Here is a 21,859-nt window from a genome sequence, read left to right as displayed (position 1 = left end):
CACCAGTTCGCCGGCTCGCCCCGCCCGGGACCGCCGGGCCCGGCCGCCCCTTGCAAATCACCAGATCCAAATAACCTATTGTTTTGCCTTCCCCTCCTCGTCTCCGAGACTTTGCGCTCGCTTCCCGTTCCCGATCCTCGCCATCGCCCGGGCGCAGGCCGCGCGGACCACCGGATCCTCATCCTCCAGCCGATCGGCCAGCGCCGGCAACGCCTCGGAGAGCCCCCGCTCCGCGAGCAGGGCCGCCGCGTTCCGCAGCATGCCCGACCGCTTGGCCCGGGTCATGGCCGATCCCCGGATCAGCCTGGCGATCGCCTCGTCGTCGGCCTCCAGCAGGTCGATCAGGTCGGGGGCCGCCCGAGCCGGGTCGGCCGCCAGCTCGGGGTCGCGGCCGGGGGGAGCCTTGCGGTTCCAGGGGCAGACTTCCTGGCAGATGTCGCAGCCGAAGAGCCAGCCGTGCAAGGAGTCGGCCAGGTCGTCCGGCAGGTCCCCCCGGTGCTCGATCGTCGCGTAGCTGATGCAACGCCCGGCGTCCAGCCGGTACGGCCCGGCGAAGGCGTCGGTCGGGCAGGCGTCGAGGCACCGGGTGCAGGTGCCGCAGTGGTCGGCCCCGAACGGGAGGTCGGGCTCCAGGTCCAGGTCCGTCAGCAACGCGCCGAGAACCGTGTAACTGCCGATTTGCTTATGAATCAGCATCGTGTTCTTGCCGATCCACCCCAGCCCCGCAAGCCTGGCGAAATCCCGCTCCAGCAGCGGAGCCGAGTCGGCCACCGCCCGGCAGTGGCTCCCCGGAAACGCGTCGCCAACCCGGTCGGCCAACGTCCCCAGCCGCTTCCAGAGCACCTGGTGATAGTCCCTCCCCCGGGCGTACCGGGCGACCTTCCCCGACCGGGGAGACTCCGGCGGGTCGGCTTCGGCGGGCTTGTAGGAGAGGCCGACCATCACCACCGACCGCACCCCGGGCAGAACGTGCTCCGGGTGCCGACGCGCCTCGGCGTGCCGGTGCAGGTACCCCATGCCGGCGGCGAAACCCTCGGCGAGCCAGTCCAGAAAATGATCATACCCCGGGGGAGAGACGGCCGGCGCAATGCCGACCAGATCGAAGCCAAGCGCAACGGCCAGGCGGCGGACCGTCCGGGAGCGATCAATGGGGGACATCGGAGTTCGGATGGGGCCTCAGGTCAGGCGGGGTCGCGGTGAGCGGAACGCAAACATAGAGAAAGCAAAGAGAAAAAAGAAAAGTTGAAAAGATGTCAGTTCGGCGATTGGTCGCGGAACCTCGAGTGGCACGCCTTGCAGTCCCGACCGGCGCGGTCGAAGGCGGCGGGGGCGGTGGCGAGCGCGGCGGGGTCCCGGAGCGCGTCGCGGAGGGCGAGGGCATCCCGCTCGGCCCGAGCGAGCAGGCGGAGGAAGGCCGCTCCCCGGTCCTTCGCCTCGTCGAGCCGGGCCAGCTCGCGATAGTGCTCGGCCAGCATGAGGGCCTCGTGCGGCGGGTCGAGGTCCGGGTGGTCGGGAGGGGTCCGGAACCCGGCGGCCGACACCGCCTTGAGCCGCTCCCAGCGCTGGTCGACGTCCACCATCGCCGCCACCAGGTCCGGCACCTCGGCCCGCTCCGGCAGGGCCGACTCGGGCACGGCGGCCAGCTCGGCGACGGTCGGCGGCTCGAAGGCGGCCACGCTGGCGAACAGCCCGGCGTAGTCGGGCGAGGTGCCGGCCTCCTCCAGCCACCTCCGGGCCTGGTCCTTGTCCCACCCCTGCGTAGCGATGGCGCACACCGCCGCCGCCGACGGCCCCCGATGCTTGCCGTGGTGGCAGTGCACGTAGAACGGCCCCGGCAGCGATCGGACCGCCTTGACCAGCGCCACCGCCTGCTCCCGGGGCACGCCGTCGTAACCAATCGGCAGGTGAACATAGCGCATCCCGTACCGGCGCGCCGCTTCGGTATCCGGCGCCGCGCCGTCCACGGTGATGATCGTCCGCACTCCCAGGTCCGCCAGTGCCCGGAACGCCTCGTCCCCCTCCGGCTGGCCTCCGCTGAGCAGGTTCGGCCCCAGTCGGAACAGGTTCTCGATCCCGGGAGCCGAGATCGGCCGCGGGTCCTGGACCGCGCTCGGCTCGTCCTCGGTCGGGCCGGCCAGGAGCGCGAGAGCCAGGGGGAGTGCGATCGAAGGGAAGCAACGCATGAGCGGAAACCCGAATCGTCCCGTCCTGGTGCCATGAGGTGTCGCCGGATCCGAGGATCGCCCACCGGCGGGCCGGTTGTCAACCGAACGGATTCGGAGACGGTCGCCCCCTCACCGTCCCGCCGAGTCGTCCCCGGCCGCAGGGTCGGGGGCCTCGCTCGTCGATCGGCCGCGATGAGATCGGGCGTCCGATGGGGCGCACGGCCTGTTCACGAGCAACCATCGTAAAACTGTATATCTTCAAAGTAATTGATATTAGTAAAATTTTTGATGATATGGCCTGAAATTCGTCCTGGGGGTCGAGGCCGTTTTGGAGCACGGCGCGGCCGGCGAGGTCGGCCATCGACCCGAGCGGCGGCGACGATCGCCGGGCAGCGGAGCCTGGCCTGGCGCGGAGGCCCGGTCGCCAACCGCTCCCGGAGCGGGCAATGGGTCGGGCCGCCGGCCGAACCGAGGAGGGGCGGAACGTTGGGCTCCCTTTCGGCTCTCTCGCGATGAGCGGGGCCGATCGTTCCAACTTTCCTGGAATCCGGCCGATTCTCGGCGTTGCCCGGGGCGGGACGATCGGTCAGAATCCCGGTTCTCGGCCGACTCCTGGCTCCAGCGGCTCGGAAGGCCGGGCGAGCTTCGGAGAGCCGACGGGGACGGAGGACGTCATGAATGCCGTGATGTTGATCGTCGCGCTGCTGGGCCCCGTCGGGGCAAAGCAGGAGCCCGGCAGCGCGGCCCGAGTCCCGCTCGACGGCGGGGGGACGCTCTTGCTGCCCGAGGCCGCCGAGGGGCCGATCGACCTGGTCGTCCACCTGCACGGGGCGGCCTCGGCGGTGGAGCGGGCGATCGCCGAGAGCGGCTGGTCGGCGGCCGTGGTGGTGGTGAACGAGCCGGGCCTGTCGGCGGCCTACGCGCGGCCGTTCTCGGATCCGAGCCGCTTCGAGACGCTGCTCGCCGAGGCCCGAGCCGCTCTGGAGGAGCACCGGCCGGGGCTCGACCCGGAGGCGGGCCGGCTGATCGTCAGTTCCTTCTCGGCCGGGTTCGGCGGTGTCCGAGAGTTGCTCAAGCAGCCGGCGGCGTTCGACCGGATCGACGCCCTCGTCCTGGCCGATTCGCTCTATTGCGGCTACGAGGGGGATCCCGCTGACCGCCGGCTCGACCCGGCGTTGATGGCCGGCTTCCGCCGCTTCGCCGCCGAGGCCGCCGCTGGTTCCAAGGCGATGCTCGTCAGCCACTGCGCCCTCGTCCCCGACGGCTACGGCAGCACCGCCGAGACGGCCGACGACCTCGTCCGCCACGTCGGCGGCACGTTTGAGGCCGTTGATGAGGACTGGGGAGCCGGGTGGAGGCTGTGCCGACGGTGTCGGGTCGGCCGGCTGACGGTTTTCGGCTTCAAGGGAACCACGGCCGAGGACCACCTCCGCCATCTTCGGCGGCTCGGCGAACTGTGGCGGATGCTCTCCTGAGGAAGCGACTCTTGTGGAGAAGCGTCTTGCTTCAGGAGCCGGCTCGACCTTGATCGCCATCGGCCCGAGACCGTCGGCTCGATCCCGCCGAACCGGACCGCGGCGCCCGCTTCTCCGCGCCGGGCCGATGACGGCAGCGGGCGTTGCGGGGGCGGGCCGCCTTCGGCGACAATGCCCGTCCCCGGACGGTCGGGCCGGGGAAGGACCGGATGCGAGGACGGCGGACGGACGATGCAACACCCTTTGCTGTCGCGCAAGGCCGAGCGGTTCACCGAGAGCGTGATCCGAGGCATGTCGATCGAGGCCCGGAAGTACGGCGCCGTCAATCTCGCCCAGGGGATGCCCGACTTCCCGGCCCCCGAGGAAATCAAGGACGCCGCCTGCAAGGCCATCCGAGACGACATCAACCAGTACGCCATCACCTGGGGGTCGAAGAACCTCCGCGAGGCGATCGCCGAGCACGCCTCCTGGCACCTGGGGCTGGAGGTTGACCCGGAGCAAGAGATCACCGTCACCTGCGGCAGCACCGAGGCGATGATCGTCGCGCTGCTGTCGCTGATCAACCCGGGCGACGAGGTGATCCTGACGCAGCCCTACTACGAGAACTACTGGCCCGATTGCGTCATCGCCGGCGCCGAGCCCCGCTTCGTCCCCATCCGACCCCCGCACTGGACCTTCGACCCCGACGAGCTGGCCGCCGCCTTCAACGACCGAACCAAGGCCATCGTCCTCTGCAACCCGAACAACCCCACAGGCACCGTCTTCTCCCGGGACGAGCTGGAGCACGTCGCGGCGCTGTGCCGGAAGTGGGACGTGGTCGCGATCACGGACGAAATCTACGAACACCTTGTTTATGATGGACGCGAACACGTCTGCATCGCCGCACTTGATGGGATGAGGGAGCGGTCGGTGACGGTATCCGGCATGTCGAAGACCTTCGGCGTGACCGGCTGGCGGGTGGGAACGATCCTGGCTCCTCCGAGGATGAGCTGGGCGTTCCGGCAGATGCACGACTTCGTCTCGATTGGAGCCGCGGCGCCGCTGCAAGAGGCCGGCGCGACGGCGTACCGGCTGCCGAGGTCGTACTTCTCCGGGCTCTCCGCCTCCTACCAGGCCAGGAGGGATCGCTTCTGCTCAGCCTTGCTGGAGATCGGCTTCGACTTCGACCCTCCCCAGGGGGCCTACTACGTCATGGCCGATTTCTCCGCCTTCGTGGGCGGCCTCCCCGACGACGAGGCGTTCGCCAGGCACCTCGTCCGGGAGCTGGGCGTGGCTACCGTCCCCGGCTCGAGCTTCTTTCGGGACAAGGAACTCGGCCGTCGGTTCGTCCGCTTTTGCTTCTGCAAGCGGGACGAGACGCTGAACGAGGCGATCGGCCGGCTTCGAGCGCTCCGGGCGCTGGCCTGACGGGGGAGTCGCGGCCGGGGGGGGGCAGGGCGAGGGACCGCCGGGGAGGTCGTCGAGCACGGGGAGGCCGGGGGGATAGGAGCCGTCGGCGGGATCGAAGGGACCGCAGAGCCCCTCGGAGTCGCAGGCGCGGCAGGCGGCGATGTCGAGGAGGGTCAGGCCGGGATACCAGTGCATCAGCTCGTCCTCGGGAGTGCCGTCGGCGAGCCAGGCGGCCACGTCCTCGACCTCGAGGCGGAGGCGGAGCAGGATCGGCCACTCCTCGCTGACGCTCCGCACCAAAGCGATCCGGGACCGCCAGTCCCGGGCGGCCTCGGCCAGCTCGGCCGGCGTCGGCTCGGGGGCCGGCTCGGCGTCGGCCGAAGGCGGAGCGGGGGCGTCGGGGGGCGGAACGGAGGCGGAGCAAGAGGAGGTGAAGACCGCGGCGTTCTCGGCCTTCGAGCTGGGGGAGGGCCGCTTGCGGGAGGGGGGAGCGGGGCTCGGGCCGCTGGGGCCGTCGTCGGGAGGGGGAGCGGTCCGCTCGAGGTGTCGGCGGAGGTCGGCCAGGGCGGCGCGCAGGGAACGATCGGCCAGGGACTGGTAGCGGCACCAGTCGGTGCCGGGGAGATTGTCTCCCTGAGGCTCGAGCCGGGCGGCTCGCCGGCATCGGGCCGCGGCCAGCACGACCAGCTCGGCCAGCATCCTCCCGGCGGCGTCTGCCGGGGGAATCCGGGAGAGGATGGCCCTGGCCAGGGCGTCGAACGGCTCGTCGTTGTCGTCGAGCAGGGCCAGGAGGCCGGGCTTCGGCAGCAGGCCGGCGGCGGCCGGGTCCGTCGGCGTCGGCGTCGGCGTCGGCGCCGAGGCCGGCGCCGGGTGGTTCGCCAGCGCCGGCGGGACGATCGCGTCGGGCGCCGGCCCGGGACCGGGATTCGAGGGAGCGGAGGGACCGTCGGTCGTCCGGGGGAGCGCTCGGGTGCGGGTGCGGCTCATGAGTCGAGGCTCGGTGAGGAGGGCCAGGAGCTCCGTCGTCCGGGCCATCCGCTCCTCGGCCCGGGTCTGCCGCGTCCGGTCGGCCTTGGGTCCTCTCGCCCTCGACCGGCGACCAGCCGCGAGGCGACGCTCCGCGAGGCGGCGAGTCGGCCTCGAATCGCTCGAAGCGCGCCCGCCGGTTAGTGAGACTGTCGGCCGATCGGGCCGGGCCGGACACAAAATCCAACGAGCGACGGCCCGATCCGGTCGGGATCGCGTCGGAAGGAGTCCCACGGGCATCGTCGGCGAGGGTCGGCCGCCTCGGCAAAAGGGGGACGCGACCGCCCCCCTGCCCGGTCCCAATCGCGGCGACCTCCCCCCCGATGCGGCCGCCGCCCGATGGTGATTCTTGGCAACGACAGGGCCCGGCGGATTGGCACCCGGCCGCCGTCTGCAATAATGCATGCACTACCCTTCTGAGGACGTTCTTCCTCCCCCGGTGTTGCCGAGGGTCGCGGCATCGCGGCCCGGATCGGAGACACACTGTACTGAAACGTCGGGTTATTTCCATGTTTCCACAACAAGATGTTCGTCGTCGCCGGAATCGGGTTCGGTGCCGGCCGTCGTGCGAGGTGATGGAGGGGCGTCGGCTCCTCAGCGGAGACGGGATCTCGGTGGCGTTCGCGATCGACTCGGACTGGGGAAGCGGGTTCACGGCCAGCGTCACGGTGACGAATCATTCGGAGCGGGCGGTCGAGGATTGGCGGCTCGGCTTCGAGCTGGACACGAGGATCGGTTCGATCTGGGACGCGACGATCGTTTCGGACGCGGCGGGGCGCTTCGAGGTCGAGGGGGCGAGCTGGAACCGGGACCTGGCGGCGGGGGGGACGGTGAGCTTCGGCTTCGTGGGGGGGGCGGGCGGCCGCGAGCCCTCGGGCTTCTCGCTGAACGGGGTTCCGCTGGACGGGTCGCCGGGAGCGCCTGCGCTTCGGATCAGGGATGCCTCGGCCTCGGAGGGGAACGTGGGTCCCTCCGCAATCGCCTTCGCCGTGGAGCTGAGCAAAGCGGCGGAGGTGCCGGTGACGGTCGGCTATGCGACGGTCGATGGGACCGCGACGGTCGGCTTCGACTACGAGCGGACGGTCGGCACCCTGACCTTCGCCCCCGGCGAGACGACCGCCATGATCACCGTGCCGGTCGTGGCCGACACCGTCGCCGAGCCCGACGAGACGTTCACCGTGACCCTCTTCGACGCGACCGGGGCCCGAATCGCCGTTGGGAGCGCCAAGGGGACCATCCGTAATGACGACGGGCCCGCTCCGGTCGATTCCGCCCCGGCGGTTCCCAGCCTGTTCATCCAGGACGCCGACCCCAGCGATGGGAGGTTCACGGTCGGCTTCACGATCTGGTCGGGCACGAATGCCTCGCGGTGGGAGCTGCTGGAGAACGGCAAGGTGGTCCACGCCGCCGACCTCGTCGACCGTTCTCCGGCCTCGCAGTCGGCGAGCGTCGAGCTGACCGGCCGCTTCTACGCGGCCAACACCTATCAGGTCGTCGTGAGCAACGCCGCCGGATCGACGGCGGGAGCCGAGCAGGTCCATGTGGTCGGGGGAGCGAGCCGGATCACCCTGCCCGGCGTCGACGGCCGGGAGCAGGCGGCCCAGGTGACGATCTCCCCGGGGACCACCTCCTTCGACCTGCGGTCGCTCGGCGTTTCGGGGTCGAGCTACCGCGTCGGGACGAACAACCCGGACGTGGTCTCCCCTTCGGTCAGCGGATCGACCCTGGTCCTGGAGGGCCTGGGGGCGGGCCGGGCCTCGGTCCGGATCGAGGACGCCGGGACCGGCGAGGAGCGGTTCCTGGGCGTCCGCGTCCGAGACGCGGAGGGGGCCTTGCCGGGCATGCCCCCGTATGTGGCGATGGGATCGGTCAGCGAGGATTCCGCCGCCGACCTCGGCTTCTGGCGCGACTTCGACGAGCCGGAAACGAACAAGCGGATGGACGTCCGTTACATCTACCTCAACGGCGGCCCCGAGAACGGCTGGCGCTCCTGGCAGAACGGCAATCGGCTCCAGAGCTTCCTCCGCGAGAGCCTGAAGCTGGGCATGACGCCGTACTTCGTCTGGTATAACATCCCCGACTCGGTCGAGAGCTACGCCACGAACCTGAATCATATTCAAGATTACAACTACATGAAGGGATATTTCGCGGATCTCGCCTACGCTCTTGACGTGATCCGGGAGATGGCCCCCGACGAGACGGTTGGTTTCGTGCTGGAGCCGGACTTTCTCGGCTACCTGATGCAGATTGGCCGTCGGCCGGCGAGCGAGGTGATGGCCCGGGTCGACGCGGCCTATGACGCCGGGGCCCTGGAGGCGGGCGTCGACCCGAGCTTCGACAACTCGGTGGCCGGTCTGGTCGGGGCGATCAACGCGACGATCGCGAAGCACGCCCCCAACGTCCGGTTCGGCTGGCAGTTCAACCTGTGGGCGTCGCCGGGGATCACCACCTCGATCCCGAGCACCGGGCTGATCCGCCTGACCGACACCCTCGGCCTGGAGGCCGGCCGCTCGGCCATCGCCGCCGAGGCCGCCGAGATCGCCCGGTACTACATCGACGCGGGCGTGCTGAGCCACGGGGCCGATTTCGTCTCGATCGACAAGTACGGGCTCGACGCCGTCGGCTACCAGCCGGGCGCCGCCCAGGACCCGGCCGGCTCCACCTGGTTCTGGAACGCCGACCACTGGCAGAACTACCTGCTCTTCACCCGCACGCTCCACGACGAGACCGGGCTGCCGGTGACGCTCTGGCAGATCCCCGTCGGCCACATCAATTCCAGCCTGGCGACCAACCCCTACGACCCGAGCGGCCGATTCCCCGACCTCTCCAACACGGTCACCCGCTACGAGGACTCGGCCGGCACCTTCTTCCTCGGAGACACGTTCCGGACGACCGGCGCCCGGCAGGAGTACTTCTCGATGAACGGGACCGGTCTTTCGGACGTCTCCGTCTCGGGAGACACGATCACCTGGGGTTCTCATGTCGGCGACGCGGCGGCGGCCGGGGTCGACGCGATCCTCTTCGGTGCGGGCGTCGGGGCGAGCACCGACGGCGTCGGCGCGCCGCCGACCGACGGCTCTTGGTGGATCTCGAAGGTCCAGGAGTACTTCGAGGCTCCCGTCCCGCTCGGTTCCGGTGGGAACGAGGCGCTTCCCCCCTCGATCCGGGTCGGAGACGTGGTCGTCGACGAGACGTCGGGCGAGGCCATGCTCACCGTCTCGCTCTCCCGGCCGTCGGATCGAGTGATCTCGGTCGACTACCAGACGGCCGATGGCACCGCGACCGCCGGGCAGGACTACCGGGCCTCGGGCGGGACGCTGTCGATCCCCGCCGGAGCGCGAAGCGGCTCGATCGCGATCCCGCTGCTCGACGACCTCGATGTCGAGGCCGACGAACGCTTCCGGGTCCTCTGGACCAATCCCCAGGGCGGCTCGCTCGCCGACGCGGAGACCTCGGTGACGATTCGGGACGACGACGCGCCGGCCTCCCCTGTTGGCATCGTGTTCCAGGTCGACGACGACTGGGGGTCGGGGTTCACCGGCTCGATCGCGATCCGCAACACCTCCGCCTCGCCGATCCAGGGCTGGGAGCTGTCGTTCACGTTCGAGGGCCGGATCACCTCGATCTGGAACGCCGAGATCGTCGAGCACGTCGGCAATCGCTACCGGATCCGCTCGAGATCCTGGAACTCCGACATCGCCTCCGGCGGCGAAGTCTCGTTCGGCTTCGTCGGCTCCCGCACCAGCCCGACCATCACGCCAACCGACTTCGTGCTCGCTTCCGCGTGAGGCCGGATCGCTCGAAGCTCGGCTCCCTCGCATCCTGGTGAGGCTGGGACCGTCGCTTGGGCGGCGCTCCCCTCGGGTGGGGACGATCGCACCCCCCCGAGGGGGGATCAACGGACCTGGGAGCGGATCCAGCGGATGGCGGCGTCGAGGGGGGGGTCCTCACCACGGAGGAGGGCGTCTCGGGAGGGAGGGACGTCGTGGTCGGGGACGACGCCGGAGCCCTCGAGGGCCTGGCCGTCGGCGGAGATGTAGTTGGCGAAGGCGTACTGGAAGCCGTCGCCGTTGGGCAGCCGGGTGACCACCGACGGCAAGGCGGCGCCAGCCGTGCGGGAGCCGAACACTCGGGCCCGGCCGAGATCCTGGAGGCCGCCGGCGAAGATCTCGGAGGTGGAAGCGGAGCAGCCGTCCACGAGCACGGCCACCGGTCCGGTGAAGGTCTGCGGGCGGGGGAAGACGACGAACCTCAGGTCCGTCTCTCGGGTCGACATCGTGCCGAGGGTCTGCCCGGCCTCGTCGAAGAGGAAGCCGCAGATGCCCATCGCCATCGCGCCGATGCCGCCGGGGTTGCCGCGCAGGTCGAGGATCAGGCCGGGAGCGTCGAGGTGGGAGGTGATCACCTCTCCAATCTTCGGGATCAGGCCCGCCGGGTCGAAGAAGCAGGACCAGTGGAGATACGGGATGTCGCCGTCGACGATCCGGGACTCGAAGTCGAGCGGCATCGGCGGCAGGTTGCCGAACCGGATCATCGTGCCTCGGGGGCGAGCCAGCCTCAGGGAGAGCTCGACGGGGTGGTCCTCGCCGTCTCGGAAGGTGACGGTGCGCGCCGAGCCGACCGGCCCGCCGAGCCGGCGCTCGACGGCCCGAGCGGCGACCAGGTCGAACTGGGTCTTCTCGGCGAAGGCCTCGGCCACCTGCTCCAGCACCGGGGAGATCGGCTTCCCCTCCACCTGCTCGACCACCCAGCCGGGCTCGACCCCCGCCTGCTCGGCCGGAGAGCCGGGCTCGACGAACACGACCAGGGCCTCGCCGTCGATCACCCGGACGTGCAGTCCGGCGGAGCCGTCGCCGCGCTGCAGGTCGTCGTCGCCGTCGATCGCCTCGTAGACCGACCCAGCGATGATGCCGAAGTGCGACTGGTCCAGCCGGGCGATCATCTCCCGCATCGCCTCTCGGGCCTCGGCCATCGTCTCGGCCTCGGCGACCTTCGGACGCAGCTCCTCTCGGACGGAGGGCCAGTCGACGCCGTTGAGGTCCGGGTCGAAGTGCTTGTCCCGGATCGTCTCCCAGACGATGTCGAATGATTCGAGGTTGAGCCGGGCCTGCTCCGTGGTGAGCCTCGGCGCCGTCTTCGGGGAGGTCGCGGCCGCCTCGGGGGGGCCGACCTCGGCCTCGACAGTTGGCTCCTGGGCGGTCGCCAGCGTCGGAGCCGCCGACGCCAGGCCGATCGCGGCCAGCAGACGGAGGGTGCGGGGCTGCCGGGTCATGGGGCGTGATCCTCTCCAGGAAGCGTTCGGGGCGCCCCGGGAGGGCATGGGGCGCCGGTCGCCGGCGGGCGGCGGTTCATCGTCCCGAGTCCTTCGCCCCGAAGGCCGGAGTCTTGGCGGCTCGGCCCGGGGACGGGGGGATCGGCCGGGGGAGGCCGGGAAGGGATCGAGCCCGGCGCCGGATTCCCGGAGCCGGGCTCGATCGCTCCGTGCTCAGGGGGCCGGGCGGAAGCGGTGGATCCGGCCGTCGAAGGCGAGGATGTAGAGGTTCCCCTCGGGGTCCTCGCCGAAGGCGGAGATGTTCAGCTTCGGCTGCCGGGGGGAGGAGAGGTCGATCAGCTCTCCGGTGGCGATCACCTGGTCCTGGTCGTCGACCTTCACTCCCCAGATGCGGCCGGTCTCGAAGTCGCCGTAGACGTAGTAGCCCCGAAGCTCGGGCAGGCGGTCGCCGCGGTAGACGTAGCCGCCGGTGATGCTCTTGCCCACGTCGTCGCGACCCCGGCGCTGGGAGGCGGGCACCTCGGGGTGGGGGTACTCGACGATCGGGGGGAGCGGGGGAGAGGAACGCTCGACGCGGTTGCCCCGGAGCTGGAACGGGTGAAACCCTTCGTAGACGTTCCAGCCGTAGTTGCCCGCGTTGACGACCTTGACGACCTCCTCCCACTTGTTCTGGCCAACGTCTCCGGCCCAGAGGTCGCCGCTCTCGCGGTCGAAGCTGAACTTCCAGACGTTGCGCAGGCCGATGGCGAAGACCTCGGGGGCCCAGTGGGAGAACTTCGGATCGCGCTTCGCCGGGTTGTCGGCGGGGATGCCGTAGGGCTTGCCGCCCTCGGGGTGATCGACGTCGATGCGGAGGATCGAGCCGAACCAGTCGGTCGGGTCCTGGCCGGTGCGGAGCGGGTCGTCGGCGGCGCCGCTGTCTCCCAGGGTGATGTAGAGGAAGCCATCGGGGCCGAAGTCGATGTGCCCGCCGTTGTGGTTGCCGTAGGGGTCGGGGGCCGACTCCCAGATGACGACCTCGCTGTTGGGATCCGCCTTGGTCGGGTCCCCTTCGGAGACGGTGAACCGGGAGACGACCGACCGCCTCGGGTTTCGGGCCGAGTAGTAGACGAAGAACTGGCCGTTCTCGGCGAAGTTCGGGTGGAAGGCCAGCCCGAGCAGGCCCTCCTCGTTGTCCCGGCCGATCTCCCGGGGAAGCTCCAGGAACAGGGCCAGGTCGTCGGTGTGCTCCTGGTTCGGGAAGGAGAAGATCCGGGCGGTGTGCTGCTCGACGACGAACAGCAGGTTGCTGCCATCCTTCGGGTAGGCAAGGACGACCGGCCGGTCGAACTTCAGGTTGGGGAAGGCGACCTCGGTGACCAGTTTCGGCAGCGCCTCGCCCTGCGGCGACGGCGCGGCGGCCGGCGCGGATCGGGAGCAGGCGAAGGCCAGGGCCAGGCCGGCAAGCAGGCCGAGCCGGGCCGGGGCGATCGTCGAGAACCTCATCACTGCGCTCTCCGGGGGATTCCGATGCGGTCGGCGGGCGGTGTGGGATCCGATCTGGGACGGCGAGCCGCGCGGACGGATCGCGCCCGGCCCCTCCCGCCGCCCTCGGGCGTCCATCCCCTCTCTAGTAGAGTCGGGAGGCTCCCGGCCGTCAAATCATCTCATCGGCCCGGATCCGAGGGGAACGACCGACCGGCCTCATCGGGAGGGCCGTCGGGCCGGCGCCCGGCCTCCGGCCTCCTCGGACCGGCCGGCCGGTCGGGCGGCTCCCTCCCAATGGCCGAGGGCCGGGGGGCCGACGCTCGAGGCGAAGGCCCCCCGGCCCGATGGCCTGCCGGGGGTGTTCCACCGGGGTGCAAGAGGGAACGACGGCCGGCTCGACGGGAGGCGGGGGACGCCTCAAGTCCGGCCTCCGCGGCGGATGGAAGGGGAACACGACTCCGGCCTTCCGTCGCCGGGCTCAGCGGCGGTCTTCCAGCGCCTCGATGAGCCGGTCGATCTTCTCCTCCATCCGTTCGAGCCGCTCGAGCCGCTCCTCAAGCCGGCCGAGGCGACGCTCCAGGTCGCCGCCGATCGCTCGGACCTCGACGACCGGAGGGACCGGAGGGACGGGGGGCACCGGGGCGACGACCGGGGCCGAGGGGGCCTCGGGGGGGGCCGGCGGGGCGGGGTGGGCGTCCCCCGACTGGCGGCGGATGACGATCCGGCGCCGACCCTCGCCGTCGGCCGGGGCCGCAGCCTCGGAGCGGCGGAGGATGACGATGTTCCCCTCCTCATCGTCGAGATCGTCGGCCTGGATCTCGACGTTGACCTCGACGTCCCCGGCGGCCTCCAGGGCCTGGGAGACGGCCTCGGCGGCTCGGGCGGCCACTCCCTCGGCCTGGCGGCGGGCCTCCTCGACGCGGGCCTCGACCTCGCCGCGATGGGCCTCGGCCTGGCGAATGGCGATCTCGACCTGGCGGCGGGCCCGCTCGGCCTCTCGACTGGCCTGCCGGGCGGCCTCCTCGGCGTGGGCCCGGGCGATCTCGGCGATCTCCTCGGCGCGGCGGCGGGCGAGCTCGGCCAGCTCCTCGACTCGCTCCCGGTGGCGGTCGGCCTGCTCGGCGTCGTCATCGTCGTCGTCGTCATCGTCCTCGTCGTGGGGGCGGCCCTCGACCTCGGCCAGCCGCTCCTTCATGCGGGCGAGCTCGGCCTCCAGCTTCGCGATGATCTGCTTGAGGGCGTCCGTCTGGTCGGGGCCCTCGGCCCGGAGGGTGACCTCGACGAGGTCCCGGCCGTCGACGCGGTCGATCCGGGCGACCTCGGCCCGGGGCCCGGGGGTGTCCGGGGTTCCCCGGAGCTCGACTCGGATCGCCCGACGAGGCTCGCCGATTCGGGTCTCGGCGGGGTCCTGGTCGTGATCGTCCTCGTCGTCAGCGTCGTTGTCGTTGTCGTCGTCGTCGAGGGCGGCGACGGCGGCGATGGGGGCCGGCAGGCCGGAGCCGGGGCCGAGGCTGGGCACGGAGACGCCGGCCAGTCCGATCGAGCCGCCGAAGGCGACCACCGGGACGATGCCAGCGGCGAGGGTCGAGAGCTTCCAGAGCGTCATGGTTCGCAAGGCTCCCTGGGCGAGGAGGAATGCGGGGGCCGAGGTCAGCCCGACGGCCGCCGCCGATCCGGGGGCGGACGCGCCGGCGGCCAGGGCCACGGCCTGCTTCACGAGCGGGAGGGACGGGCTCGGGCGCCCGGTCCAGGCGGCCAGCATCGGGCCCATCAGGGCCGATCGGCCCTCGAACCCTCGGCGGGCCAGCTGGGACCGCAGGCGGTCCCGGCCCCGGGCCAACCGGCTGCGCGCCGTGCCGACGGGGATGCCCAGGCGGTCGGCCGCCTGGTCGATCGTCAGGCCCGAGAGGTAGCAGAGCACGATCGGCCGCCGCTGGGCTTCGGGCAGCCGGGCGATCTCGTCGTCCAGCGCCGCGAGGACCTCCGACCGCTCGGGGCCGGCCCCTTCGGGAGATCCCGGCAGGTCGTCGACCTCCGACCATTCCCGGGCCCTCCTCCGCAGCTCCCGCGACCGAGCCCGGCGGGCGACCCGGTGGGCGACGCCGAAGAGCCAGGGGCCCAGGCGTCGGCCGTCTCGGATCTCGCCGGCGCGGCGGGCGAGGACAAGGAAGGTGGCCTGGAAGGCGTCGTCGGCCGCGTGGCGGTCGCCGAGCATCCGCCGGCAGACGCCCAGGACCATGGGTCCCAGGCGCCGGACGATCGCCTCGAAGGCGGCCTCGTCCCCCTCCTCGGCGAACCGATGGAGCAGCTCCGCCTCGCTCAAGCCGGCAAGGCTGCCGCCCTGGAACAGGCGGCGGAACTCCCGCAGGGTCGCCGCCTCGGGCCGTCGGACCATCGCGCTTCCCCTCGATCGCGGTCGCGTTCGGGGAGGGACAGGCCGCCCGATCGATCCGGATCGGGCCGCCCGCCCCCGTCGCTCCCACCCGGATACTGCACCCGGGAGCCGATTCTATCCCGAGTTCGCCCGAACGGCCGGAATCTTTCCCGGATCGCCCAGGCCGCCCCGAGTTCTCCCGGCGGCCGTCCCGCTCCGGAGGGCCGATCGGAGGGGGGCACAACCAGCCCTCCCCCGCGACCGGACGATGGCCGGCCGGCCGATCGCCCCCGACTCGGATCGGCCGGCGATTGGCGCGGGGGTCGTCGCGTCGTATCGTGCAAGGCCATCCCGAAGCGGGCCGATCGGCCCGGAGTCGGCCGGCCGATCGGGCCGTTCTCTCCCTCCGTTCCCGAGCGAGGCTCCCGCGATGTCGCACCGCCTGCACCGCCGCCAGTTCCTGCGATCGACCGCCGCCGCGTCGGCCGGGTTTTTGATCCTCAGTCGGGCAGAGCGCGCCGGGGGGCGCTCGCCGAACCAGCGGGTGGCCATCGCCTGCATCGGGGTCGGCGGCAAGGGGAGGAGCGACACCGACCACGCCGGCCTGTGCGGGGAGGTCGTCGCGCTGTGCGACATCGATGACATCCGGCTGAAGGAGACGGCGTCGCGGTACCCCAACGCGAAGACCTTCCACGACTACCGGGAGCTGCTCGACACCCTGGGAGACCGCCTCGACGCCGTGGTCGTCAGCACGCCGGACCACACGCACGCCGTGGCCTCCGTCGCCGCGATGAAGCTCGGCAAGCACGTCTACTGCCAGAAGCCGCTGGCCCACTCCCCGGCCGAGGCCCGAGCCATGATGGAGGCCGCCCGGGCCCACGGCGTCGCCACCCAGATGGGGAACCAGGGGACCGCCTCCGACGGCTTCCGCACCGGGGTCGAGCTGATCCGGTCCGGCCGGCTCGGGCCGATCACGGAGGTCCACGTCTGGACCAACCGCCCGTTCAAGTACTGGAAGCAGGCCCCCGACATCGTCTCCCGGCCGACCGAGACGCCCCCGGTCCCCGAGCACGTCCACTGGGACCTGTTCGTCGGCCCCGCCCCCATGCGGCCGTATCACCCGGTCTACCACCCGCACGACTGGCGGGGCTGGTGGGACTTCGGCACCGGCTCGCTCGGCGACATGGCCTGCCACACCGCCAACCTCCCCTTCATGGGCCTGCAGCTCGGCTACCCGACCCGAGTCTCCGCCCAGTCCGGCCCGATCAACCCCGAGACCTACCCCGCCTGGGCCACCATCACCTACGAGTTCCCCGCCCGGGGCGACCTGCCCCCCGTCAAAATGACCTGGTATGAAGGCGCGAAGGACGGTCAGCGCAACCTGCCCGACCCGGCGCTCTTCCAGGGCCGAGCGGCGGTCGACAGCGGCTCGCTGCTGGTGGGAGAGGACTTTGTCCTCTACTCCCCCAGCGACTACGGCATGGAGCAGGTACTCTGGGCGAACGGCTCCTCCGCCGCCCTGCCCGAGCCCCCTGAGCGGACGCTGGAGCGGCTCGGCGGCGAGGACGAGCGCGATCTGAACAACAAGCGCGAATGGGTCCGCGCCATCGAGGGAGGCCCCGCGCCGCTGTCGAACTTCGACTACGCCGCCGTGCTCACCGAGGCGATGCTGCTGGGCAACGTCGCCGTCCGCCTCGGCCGCCCGATCGACTACGACGCCGAGACCATGACCGTTTCCGGCGTCCCCGAGGCCGCCCGCCTGATCTCCCCTGCCTTCCGATCGGGCTGGTCGCTCTGAGGCCCAGGCCCACCGCCCCCCAACCGCGATCCGCACGCCTGGCCCCGCGGAGGTCCGTCTCGCATCGGGTCGCAGCGATCGCGGCCCTCAGGAACCCGTTGCTCGATCCGGGTGTTGGGGGCGGGTTCCCTGGCCTGGTCCCCGGCGCCGGATGCCCCCGGTTCCTGTCATAATGAGAAGGCGGTCCGGCCGACCGACCGAGCGATCGATCCGGCCGGGCCGGGCCGACCGACCCCGCGCCGACCGACACCACGGAAGAGACGACGCCAGACGAGGGGCCCGAGATGAACGACCGCGTGATGCAGTTCCGGATCGGCATGTTCGTGATCGCCTCGGGGATGGTGCTGACGATGCTGATCGTCTGGTTCGAGGCCCCGGCCCTGATCCAGGAGCGGCGGTACGTCACCGTCTTCTTCCCCGAGGCCCCCGGGGTCGACCGCGGCATCCCCGTGCGCAAGAGCGGCGTCCGGGTCGGCGAGGTCTTCAGCTTCACCTTCACCGAGGCCGACCAGCCCGAAGGGGTGCTGGTCACCCTGTCGCTCGACCCGGCATACTCGATCCGAGCCGGCACCGTCCCCCGGCTCGGCCGGGCCCTGATCGGCGACGTGGCCATCGACCTGCTGCCCGGAAGCGGAACCGAGACCGGGCCGATCACCGCGTATGACTCCCCCGAGGAGTCGGCCCGCCCCGGCCGATGGGTCGAGGGCGTGGTCGCCACCGACCCGTTCCTGCTGCTGACCGACGCCTCGAAGATCGTCGAGCGTGCCGACAGCACGATGGTCGCCATCGAGGCCGCCGCCACCAACCTCTCCGAGGTCGTGGGCAAGGCCGACAAGCTCGAGGAGTTCCTCGAAACCTGGGGCCGCACCGGCGAGAGCGTCGAGGCGGTGGCCAGCGACCTCGGCCGGGTGCTCCGCGAGAACGAGTCGGAGATCAAGCCCACCGTGGCCACCATCCGCAGCGTCGCCGAGAAGTTCGACGCCGCCTTCGACGCCGAGACGCAGGACCAGTTCAAGCGGACGCTGGCGACCGTCTCCTCCGCCTCCCAACGCCTCGACGCCGTGCTCGCCGACCTGCAGCCCGTGGCCGCCGAGCTGAAGCTCGGCCCCACCGACACCCCCCGCACCAACCTCGGCCAGATCCTCCTGCGCACCAACCGGATCGCCTACGACGTCGGCGTCCTCACCGCTCACCTCCACGACGGCAAGGGCCGCCTGAACACCCGGGGCACCCTCCAGCGCCTGATCTCCGACCCCCAGCTCTACGACGACCTGATGCTCGTCCTCCGATCCGCCGACGCCACGGTCAACGACGCCCGCGCCGTCCTCCGCACCTTCGGCTCCTTCGCCGACCGCATCAACCGGGATCCCGGCCTCATCACCACCGGCGTCCTCAACGGCCGCTGACCCCCCGCTCCTGCTTCCCTCCTCCCCTGCCCGGCGGCTCTCCCGGCCCTCCCCCGAGCGGGACGCCGGGAGCGCCCGCAGGTCTCGAAAAGCCGACGAGGGACGATCGGGGAGGCCGGGGAGCGTCCCTCGTCCTCTCCCCCCGGCCGGATCTCCTGGACGACGGCCGAGGGCCGGCCCCGGTCGGCCCGCCTCCGGGCGATGCACGTTCAGCGACACCGAACCGCGAACCGTCGGCGCGGCCGGGGTCGGGAACCACGGCCCGGGGCGGGGCGGGGCGAAGAGCCCCCGACGCCCCGGACGCGGCCCTCAGCCGAGAAGCCCCGCGCGACGATCCCAAACACCTCCGGCGATCGACTCGGGAATCCGGCAACGATGCCCCCGGCAGCAGGGCGAAGGCCGGCCCCAGGCGACGCACTCCCCAGGCGCGTCGTCCCCTCGACCGGGGCCTCACCGAATCCCCCGAGGGCACGACTCAGGTCGCCGGACGGTTGACTCCCCGTCCGGCTCGGGTACAATCGCCCTCGTACCCGCACTCCTCGGGCGCATAGCTCAGTTGGTCAGAGCGCACCCCTGATAAGGGTGAGGTCCCAGGTTCGAATCCTGGTGCGCCCATTCGCCTCAAGTCACACGCCGAACACGTCTTGCGTGTGCCCGCCGGTCATCGGCATCGCGGTCCGAAGGCAGCCCGACGGTGGGTGTGCTCCCACCAAAGCTCCTCGGCGACGCGCACCCAAGCCGAGACGATCACCGGGAATCCCCTCCGATCCATCCCGCCGGCCCACCAACCGGGGTCGACCCAAACCCGGCCGCGCCGGAGGTTTGGTGCGCCATCAGCACAATCCGGCGCCGGTCACTCTCGGGGGCGGCTCCGGCCGTCCTGGCGGAGGCGGTCGAGGAGGGAGGAGAGCCGGGCGACGACGTCGGGGCGGTCGAGGAAGCGGTTGTGCTGCTGGCCGGGGTCGGTGGAGAGGTCGTAGAGCTGGCCGGTGGGGCCGCCGGGCTCGGGGGGAACGCGGCGGGGATCGGAGAAGCCGCCGCTGCCGAGGGAGGGGATGAGGACCCAGTCCCCCTGGCGGACGGCGAGCACCCCGCTGGAGGACTGGACGACGAGCGACTCCCGGATCGGCCGCTCGGGGACCTCGCCTCGCCAGAGGGGCAGGAGGTTGACGCTGTCCTCGCCGGCGTCGTCGGGGAGGTCGAGGCGGACCAGGGCGGCGAGGGTGGCCATCAGGTCGGTGAAGCAGCAGAGGGCGTCGCAGGAGGTGCCGGCGGGGGCGATGCCGGGCCATCGGACGATTAGAGGTATGCGGTGGCCCCCTTCCCAGGCATCCCCCTTCATGCCCCGGAAGGGGCCGGCGGCGCGGTGCTCGGTGCGATCGACGTCCTTGGGGTACCAGACCGGGCCGTTGTCGCTGGCGAGGACGACCAGCGTCGAGTCGCGCAGGCCGAGGCGGTCGAGGGCGTCGAGCACCCGGCCGACCTCGGCGTCGACGTTCGCGACGAAGGCGCCGTAGAGCCCGGTCGGGCCGTCCGTCTCGAACCGAGGGCTCGGCAGCCAGGGGGTGTGGGGGGCGGTCAGGGCGAGTTCGAGGAAGAACGGCCGGTCGGCGGCGCTCTCGGCCCGTCGAGTCAGCTCGGAGACGGCCTCGTCGGCGAATCGGGGGAGGACCTCGGCCATCCGGAAGTCGGGAGAGATCGGCCCTCCTCGCCAGAAGGCCCCCTGGATGCGGGTCCAGGGCTCGGGGCTGACGTGGTCGGCGATCGTCCCGGAGGGGGCGGCGACGGCTCGGTTCCCCCGGATGAAGAAGTACGGGGGGATGTCGAGCGAGGCGTGCATCCCGAAGAAGGCGTCGAAGCCGCGGTCGACCGGGCCGCCGGACAGGGGAGCGTCGGACGCGAAGTCGATGCCGCCGTCGAAGCCCTGGTGCCACTTGCCGACCAGGGAGGTGGCGTAGCCGGCCTCTTGGAGGATCGAGGCGATCGTCTTCCTCCCCGGCTCGATGACGGCGCGCTCGGTCCAGGACAGCTCGGCGCGCCAGGGATAGCGGCCGGTCAGCAGGCCGTAGCGCGAGGGGACGCAGACCGATCCCGGCGCGTGGGCGTCGGTGAAGCGGATCCCCTCGGCGGCCAGGCGGTCGATGTGAGGCGTCCGGGTCCGGGCGTCGGGGTTGAAGCAGCCGAGGTCGCCGTAGCCGAGGTCGTCGAGCAGGATCAGCAGCACGTGGGGCCGATCCGGAGACCGCGGAAGCGGAGGATCGCCGACGCCTCCGATCGCCGGCAGGGCCGAGAGCAGGAGGACCATCGTTCCCATGCGATCCGACTCCCCGGCCGCCCCGACCGGAGCCCTCCCGGGATCGGGTCGCGACCAGCCGCCATGATCGGATGACCGGCGCCGGCCGTCAAATCCCGACTCCCCCACGCCAAACGCCCAGACCCCGGGTCGATTCCCGGGGCCTGGGCGCGAGAGCGGCATCGATCCGGTCGCCTCCGACCGAACCGGGAGGTCCAATCCGACCGACGAGCCGAAGCCGATCAGGCCTGGCCGGTGGCCTTGGCCGGCGCCTGAGGAGCCGGAGCCGGGGCCGGAGCCGCCTTGGCGGGAGCCTCCGGAGCCGGAGCGGCCTTGGCGGGAGCCTGCGGGGCCGGGGCCGGAGCGGCCTTGGCGGGAGCCTGCGGAGCCGGAGCCGGGGCCGGAGCGGCCTTGGCGGGAGCCTGCGGAGCCGGAGCCGGGGCCGGAGCGGCCTTGGCCGGCGCCTGCGGAGCCGGGGCCGGAGCGGCCTTGGCCGGCGCCTGCGGAGCCGGGGCCGGAGCGGCCTTGGCGGGAGCCTGCGGGGCCGGAGCCGGGGCCGGAGCGGCCTTGGCCGGCGCCTGCGGAGCCGGAGCCGGGGCCGAAGCCGGAGCCGCCTTGGCCGGCGCCTGCGGGGCCGGAGCCGGAGCCGCCTTGGCCGGCGCCTGCGGAGCCGGGGCCGGAGCGGCCTTGGCCGGCGCCTGCGGAGCCGGAGCCGCCTTGGCCGGCGCCTGCGGGGCCGGAGCCGGAGCCGGAGCGGCCTTGGCGGGAGCCTGCGGGGCCGGAGCCGCCTTGGCCGGCGCCTGCGGGGTCGGCATCTGCTTGGACTGGGCGTCGGCCGCCGAGCCGAACCAGCCCAGGACCGCGGCAGCGGCCACGCCGCGGACGAAGTGACGGATGGACATCTCTTGCGAGCTCCTCGGATTCTCGGGACTCGTAGTCGACTACCTCCGACCGAATACCGCGCTGCCGCGGCTCGCAGCCGAGGTCTGCTCCAGTATATAACGCCTCCAATTTGGGCAATCCAGCGATTTTGCAAAATTTCCGAAGAATCGGCCGAATCGCCCGGATTCCTCCTGGTCGTCCGCTCGGAGAATCTGGCCGGACTCCGGGACCAATGCCGACTCCGTAAACTGGTCACGTCAGGGAAAAATGCGGGCTACAGCAGCCTGGACCGCCTGGGAGTTCTACGTCCGC

12 protein-coding genes, 1 tRNA gene and 1 pseudogene are annotated in these 21,859 nt (G+C 71.7%); 6 read left to right on the top strand and 8 right to left on the bottom strand.

Annotation, left to right across the window (positions count from 1 at the left end; translation table 11 throughout):
• Positions 1-75 precede the first annotated feature (75 nt).
• Both queG and TsocGM_RS03300 read right to left on the bottom strand, forming a co-directional pair.
• Positions 76-1,158, bottom strand: coding sequence for a tRNA epoxyqueuosine(34) reductase QueG (gene queG / locus TsocGM_RS03305; RefSeq protein ID WP_126723892.1), 1,083 nt, complete (start codon positions 1,156-1,158; stop codon positions 76-78).
• Positions 1,159-1,253: 95 nt separating this feature from the next.
• A complete protein-coding gene (locus tag TsocGM_RS03300) occupies positions 1,254-2,183 on the bottom strand; it encodes a phosphatase domain-containing protein (RefSeq protein ID WP_126723891.1) in 930 nt (309 codons plus the stop codon).
• Between the two features lie 656 nt (positions 2,184-2,839).
• Between TsocGM_RS03300 and TsocGM_RS03295 the strand changes: the two genes are divergently transcribed.
• Both TsocGM_RS03295 and TsocGM_RS03290 read left to right on the top strand, forming a co-directional pair.
• Positions 2,840-3,640, top strand: a complete 801-nt coding sequence (locus TsocGM_RS03295; RefSeq protein WP_126723890.1) for a hypothetical protein — start codon at positions 2,840-2,842, stop codon at positions 3,638-3,640.
• A gap of 231 nt (positions 3,641-3,871) precedes the next feature.
• Positions 3,872-5,047 (top strand): pyridoxal phosphate-dependent aminotransferase, encoded by a 1,176-nt coding sequence (locus tag TsocGM_RS03290; protein ID WP_126723889.1) that lies wholly within the window; start codon positions 3,872-3,874, stop codon positions 5,045-5,047.
• Between the two features lie 141 nt (positions 5,048-5,188).
• Here TsocGM_RS03290 and TsocGM_RS26775 read toward each other — a convergent pair.
• Positions 5,189-5,728: pseudogene (locus TsocGM_RS26775) on the bottom strand (DUF433 domain-containing protein); the annotation flags it as partial.
• Positions 5,729-6,669: 941 nt separating this feature from the next.
• Here TsocGM_RS26775 and TsocGM_RS03280 point away from each other — a divergent pair.
• Entirely contained in the window at positions 6,670-9,843 is a 3,174-nt protein-coding gene (locus TsocGM_RS03280; protein ID WP_158633352.1) for a cellulose binding domain-containing protein, read from the top strand.
• Between the two features lie 107 nt (positions 9,844-9,950).
• Here TsocGM_RS03280 and TsocGM_RS03275 read toward each other — a convergent pair whose 3' ends face one another.
• From TsocGM_RS03275 to TsocGM_RS27505, 3 genes are all read right to left on the bottom strand, one after another.
• Positions 9,951-11,327 carry a S41 family peptidase gene (locus TsocGM_RS03275; RefSeq protein ID WP_126723886.1) on the bottom strand — a complete coding sequence of 459 codons (1,377 nt, stop codon included), beginning with the start codon at positions 11,325-11,327 and terminating at the stop codon, positions 9,951-9,953.
• A gap of 213 nt (positions 11,328-11,540) precedes the next feature.
• The gene (locus TsocGM_RS03270) at positions 11,541-12,812 is read right to left on the bottom strand and encodes a PQQ-dependent sugar dehydrogenase (protein ID WP_126723885.1); all 1,272 of its coding nucleotides are present in this window, start codon (positions 12,810-12,812) and stop codon (positions 11,541-11,543) included.
• 460 nt (positions 12,813-13,272) lie between these two features.
• Positions 13,273-15,189 (bottom strand): RNA polymerase sigma factor, encoded by a 1,917-nt coding sequence (locus tag TsocGM_RS27505; protein WP_126723884.1) that lies wholly within the window; start codon positions 15,187-15,189, stop codon positions 13,273-13,275.
• A gap of 409 nt (positions 15,190-15,598) precedes the next feature.
• Here TsocGM_RS27505 and TsocGM_RS03260 point away from each other — a divergent pair, with 409 nt between their 5' ends.
• From TsocGM_RS03260 to TsocGM_RS03250, 3 genes are all read left to right on the top strand, one after another.
• A complete protein-coding gene (locus tag TsocGM_RS03260) occupies positions 15,599-16,966 on the top strand; it encodes a Gfo/Idh/MocA family protein (protein WP_126723883.1) in 1,368 nt (455 codons plus the stop codon).
• Between the two features lie 284 nt (positions 16,967-17,250).
• Entirely contained in the window at positions 17,251-18,372 is a 1,122-nt protein-coding gene (locus TsocGM_RS03255) for an MlaD family protein (RefSeq protein ID WP_126723882.1), read from the top strand.
• Between the two features lie 541 nt (positions 18,373-18,913).
• A tRNA-Ile gene (locus TsocGM_RS03250) sits at positions 18,914-18,987 on the top strand.
• A gap of 238 nt (positions 18,988-19,225) precedes the next feature.
• Here TsocGM_RS03250 and TsocGM_RS03245 read toward each other — a convergent pair.
• A complete protein-coding gene (locus tag TsocGM_RS03245) occupies positions 19,226-20,686 on the bottom strand; it encodes a sulfatase family protein (protein WP_199756694.1) in 1,461 nt (486 codons plus the stop codon).
• Positions 20,687-20,907: 221 nt separating this feature from the next.
• Positions 20,908-21,567 carry a hypothetical protein gene (locus tag TsocGM_RS03240; protein ID WP_126723881.1) on the bottom strand — a complete coding sequence of 220 codons (660 nt, stop codon included), beginning with the start codon at positions 21,565-21,567 and terminating at the stop codon, positions 20,908-20,910.
• Positions 21,568-21,859 lie beyond the last annotated feature (292 nt).

It is taken from the genome of Tautonia sociabilis (genome assembly GCF_003977685.1).
Taxonomy (GTDB): domain Bacteria; phylum Planctomycetota; class Planctomycetia; order Isosphaerales; family Isosphaeraceae; genus Tautonia; species Tautonia sociabilis.
Note: the sequence above shows the minus strand (reverse complement) of the source record. Positions and strands in the feature narration are given on the sequence as shown.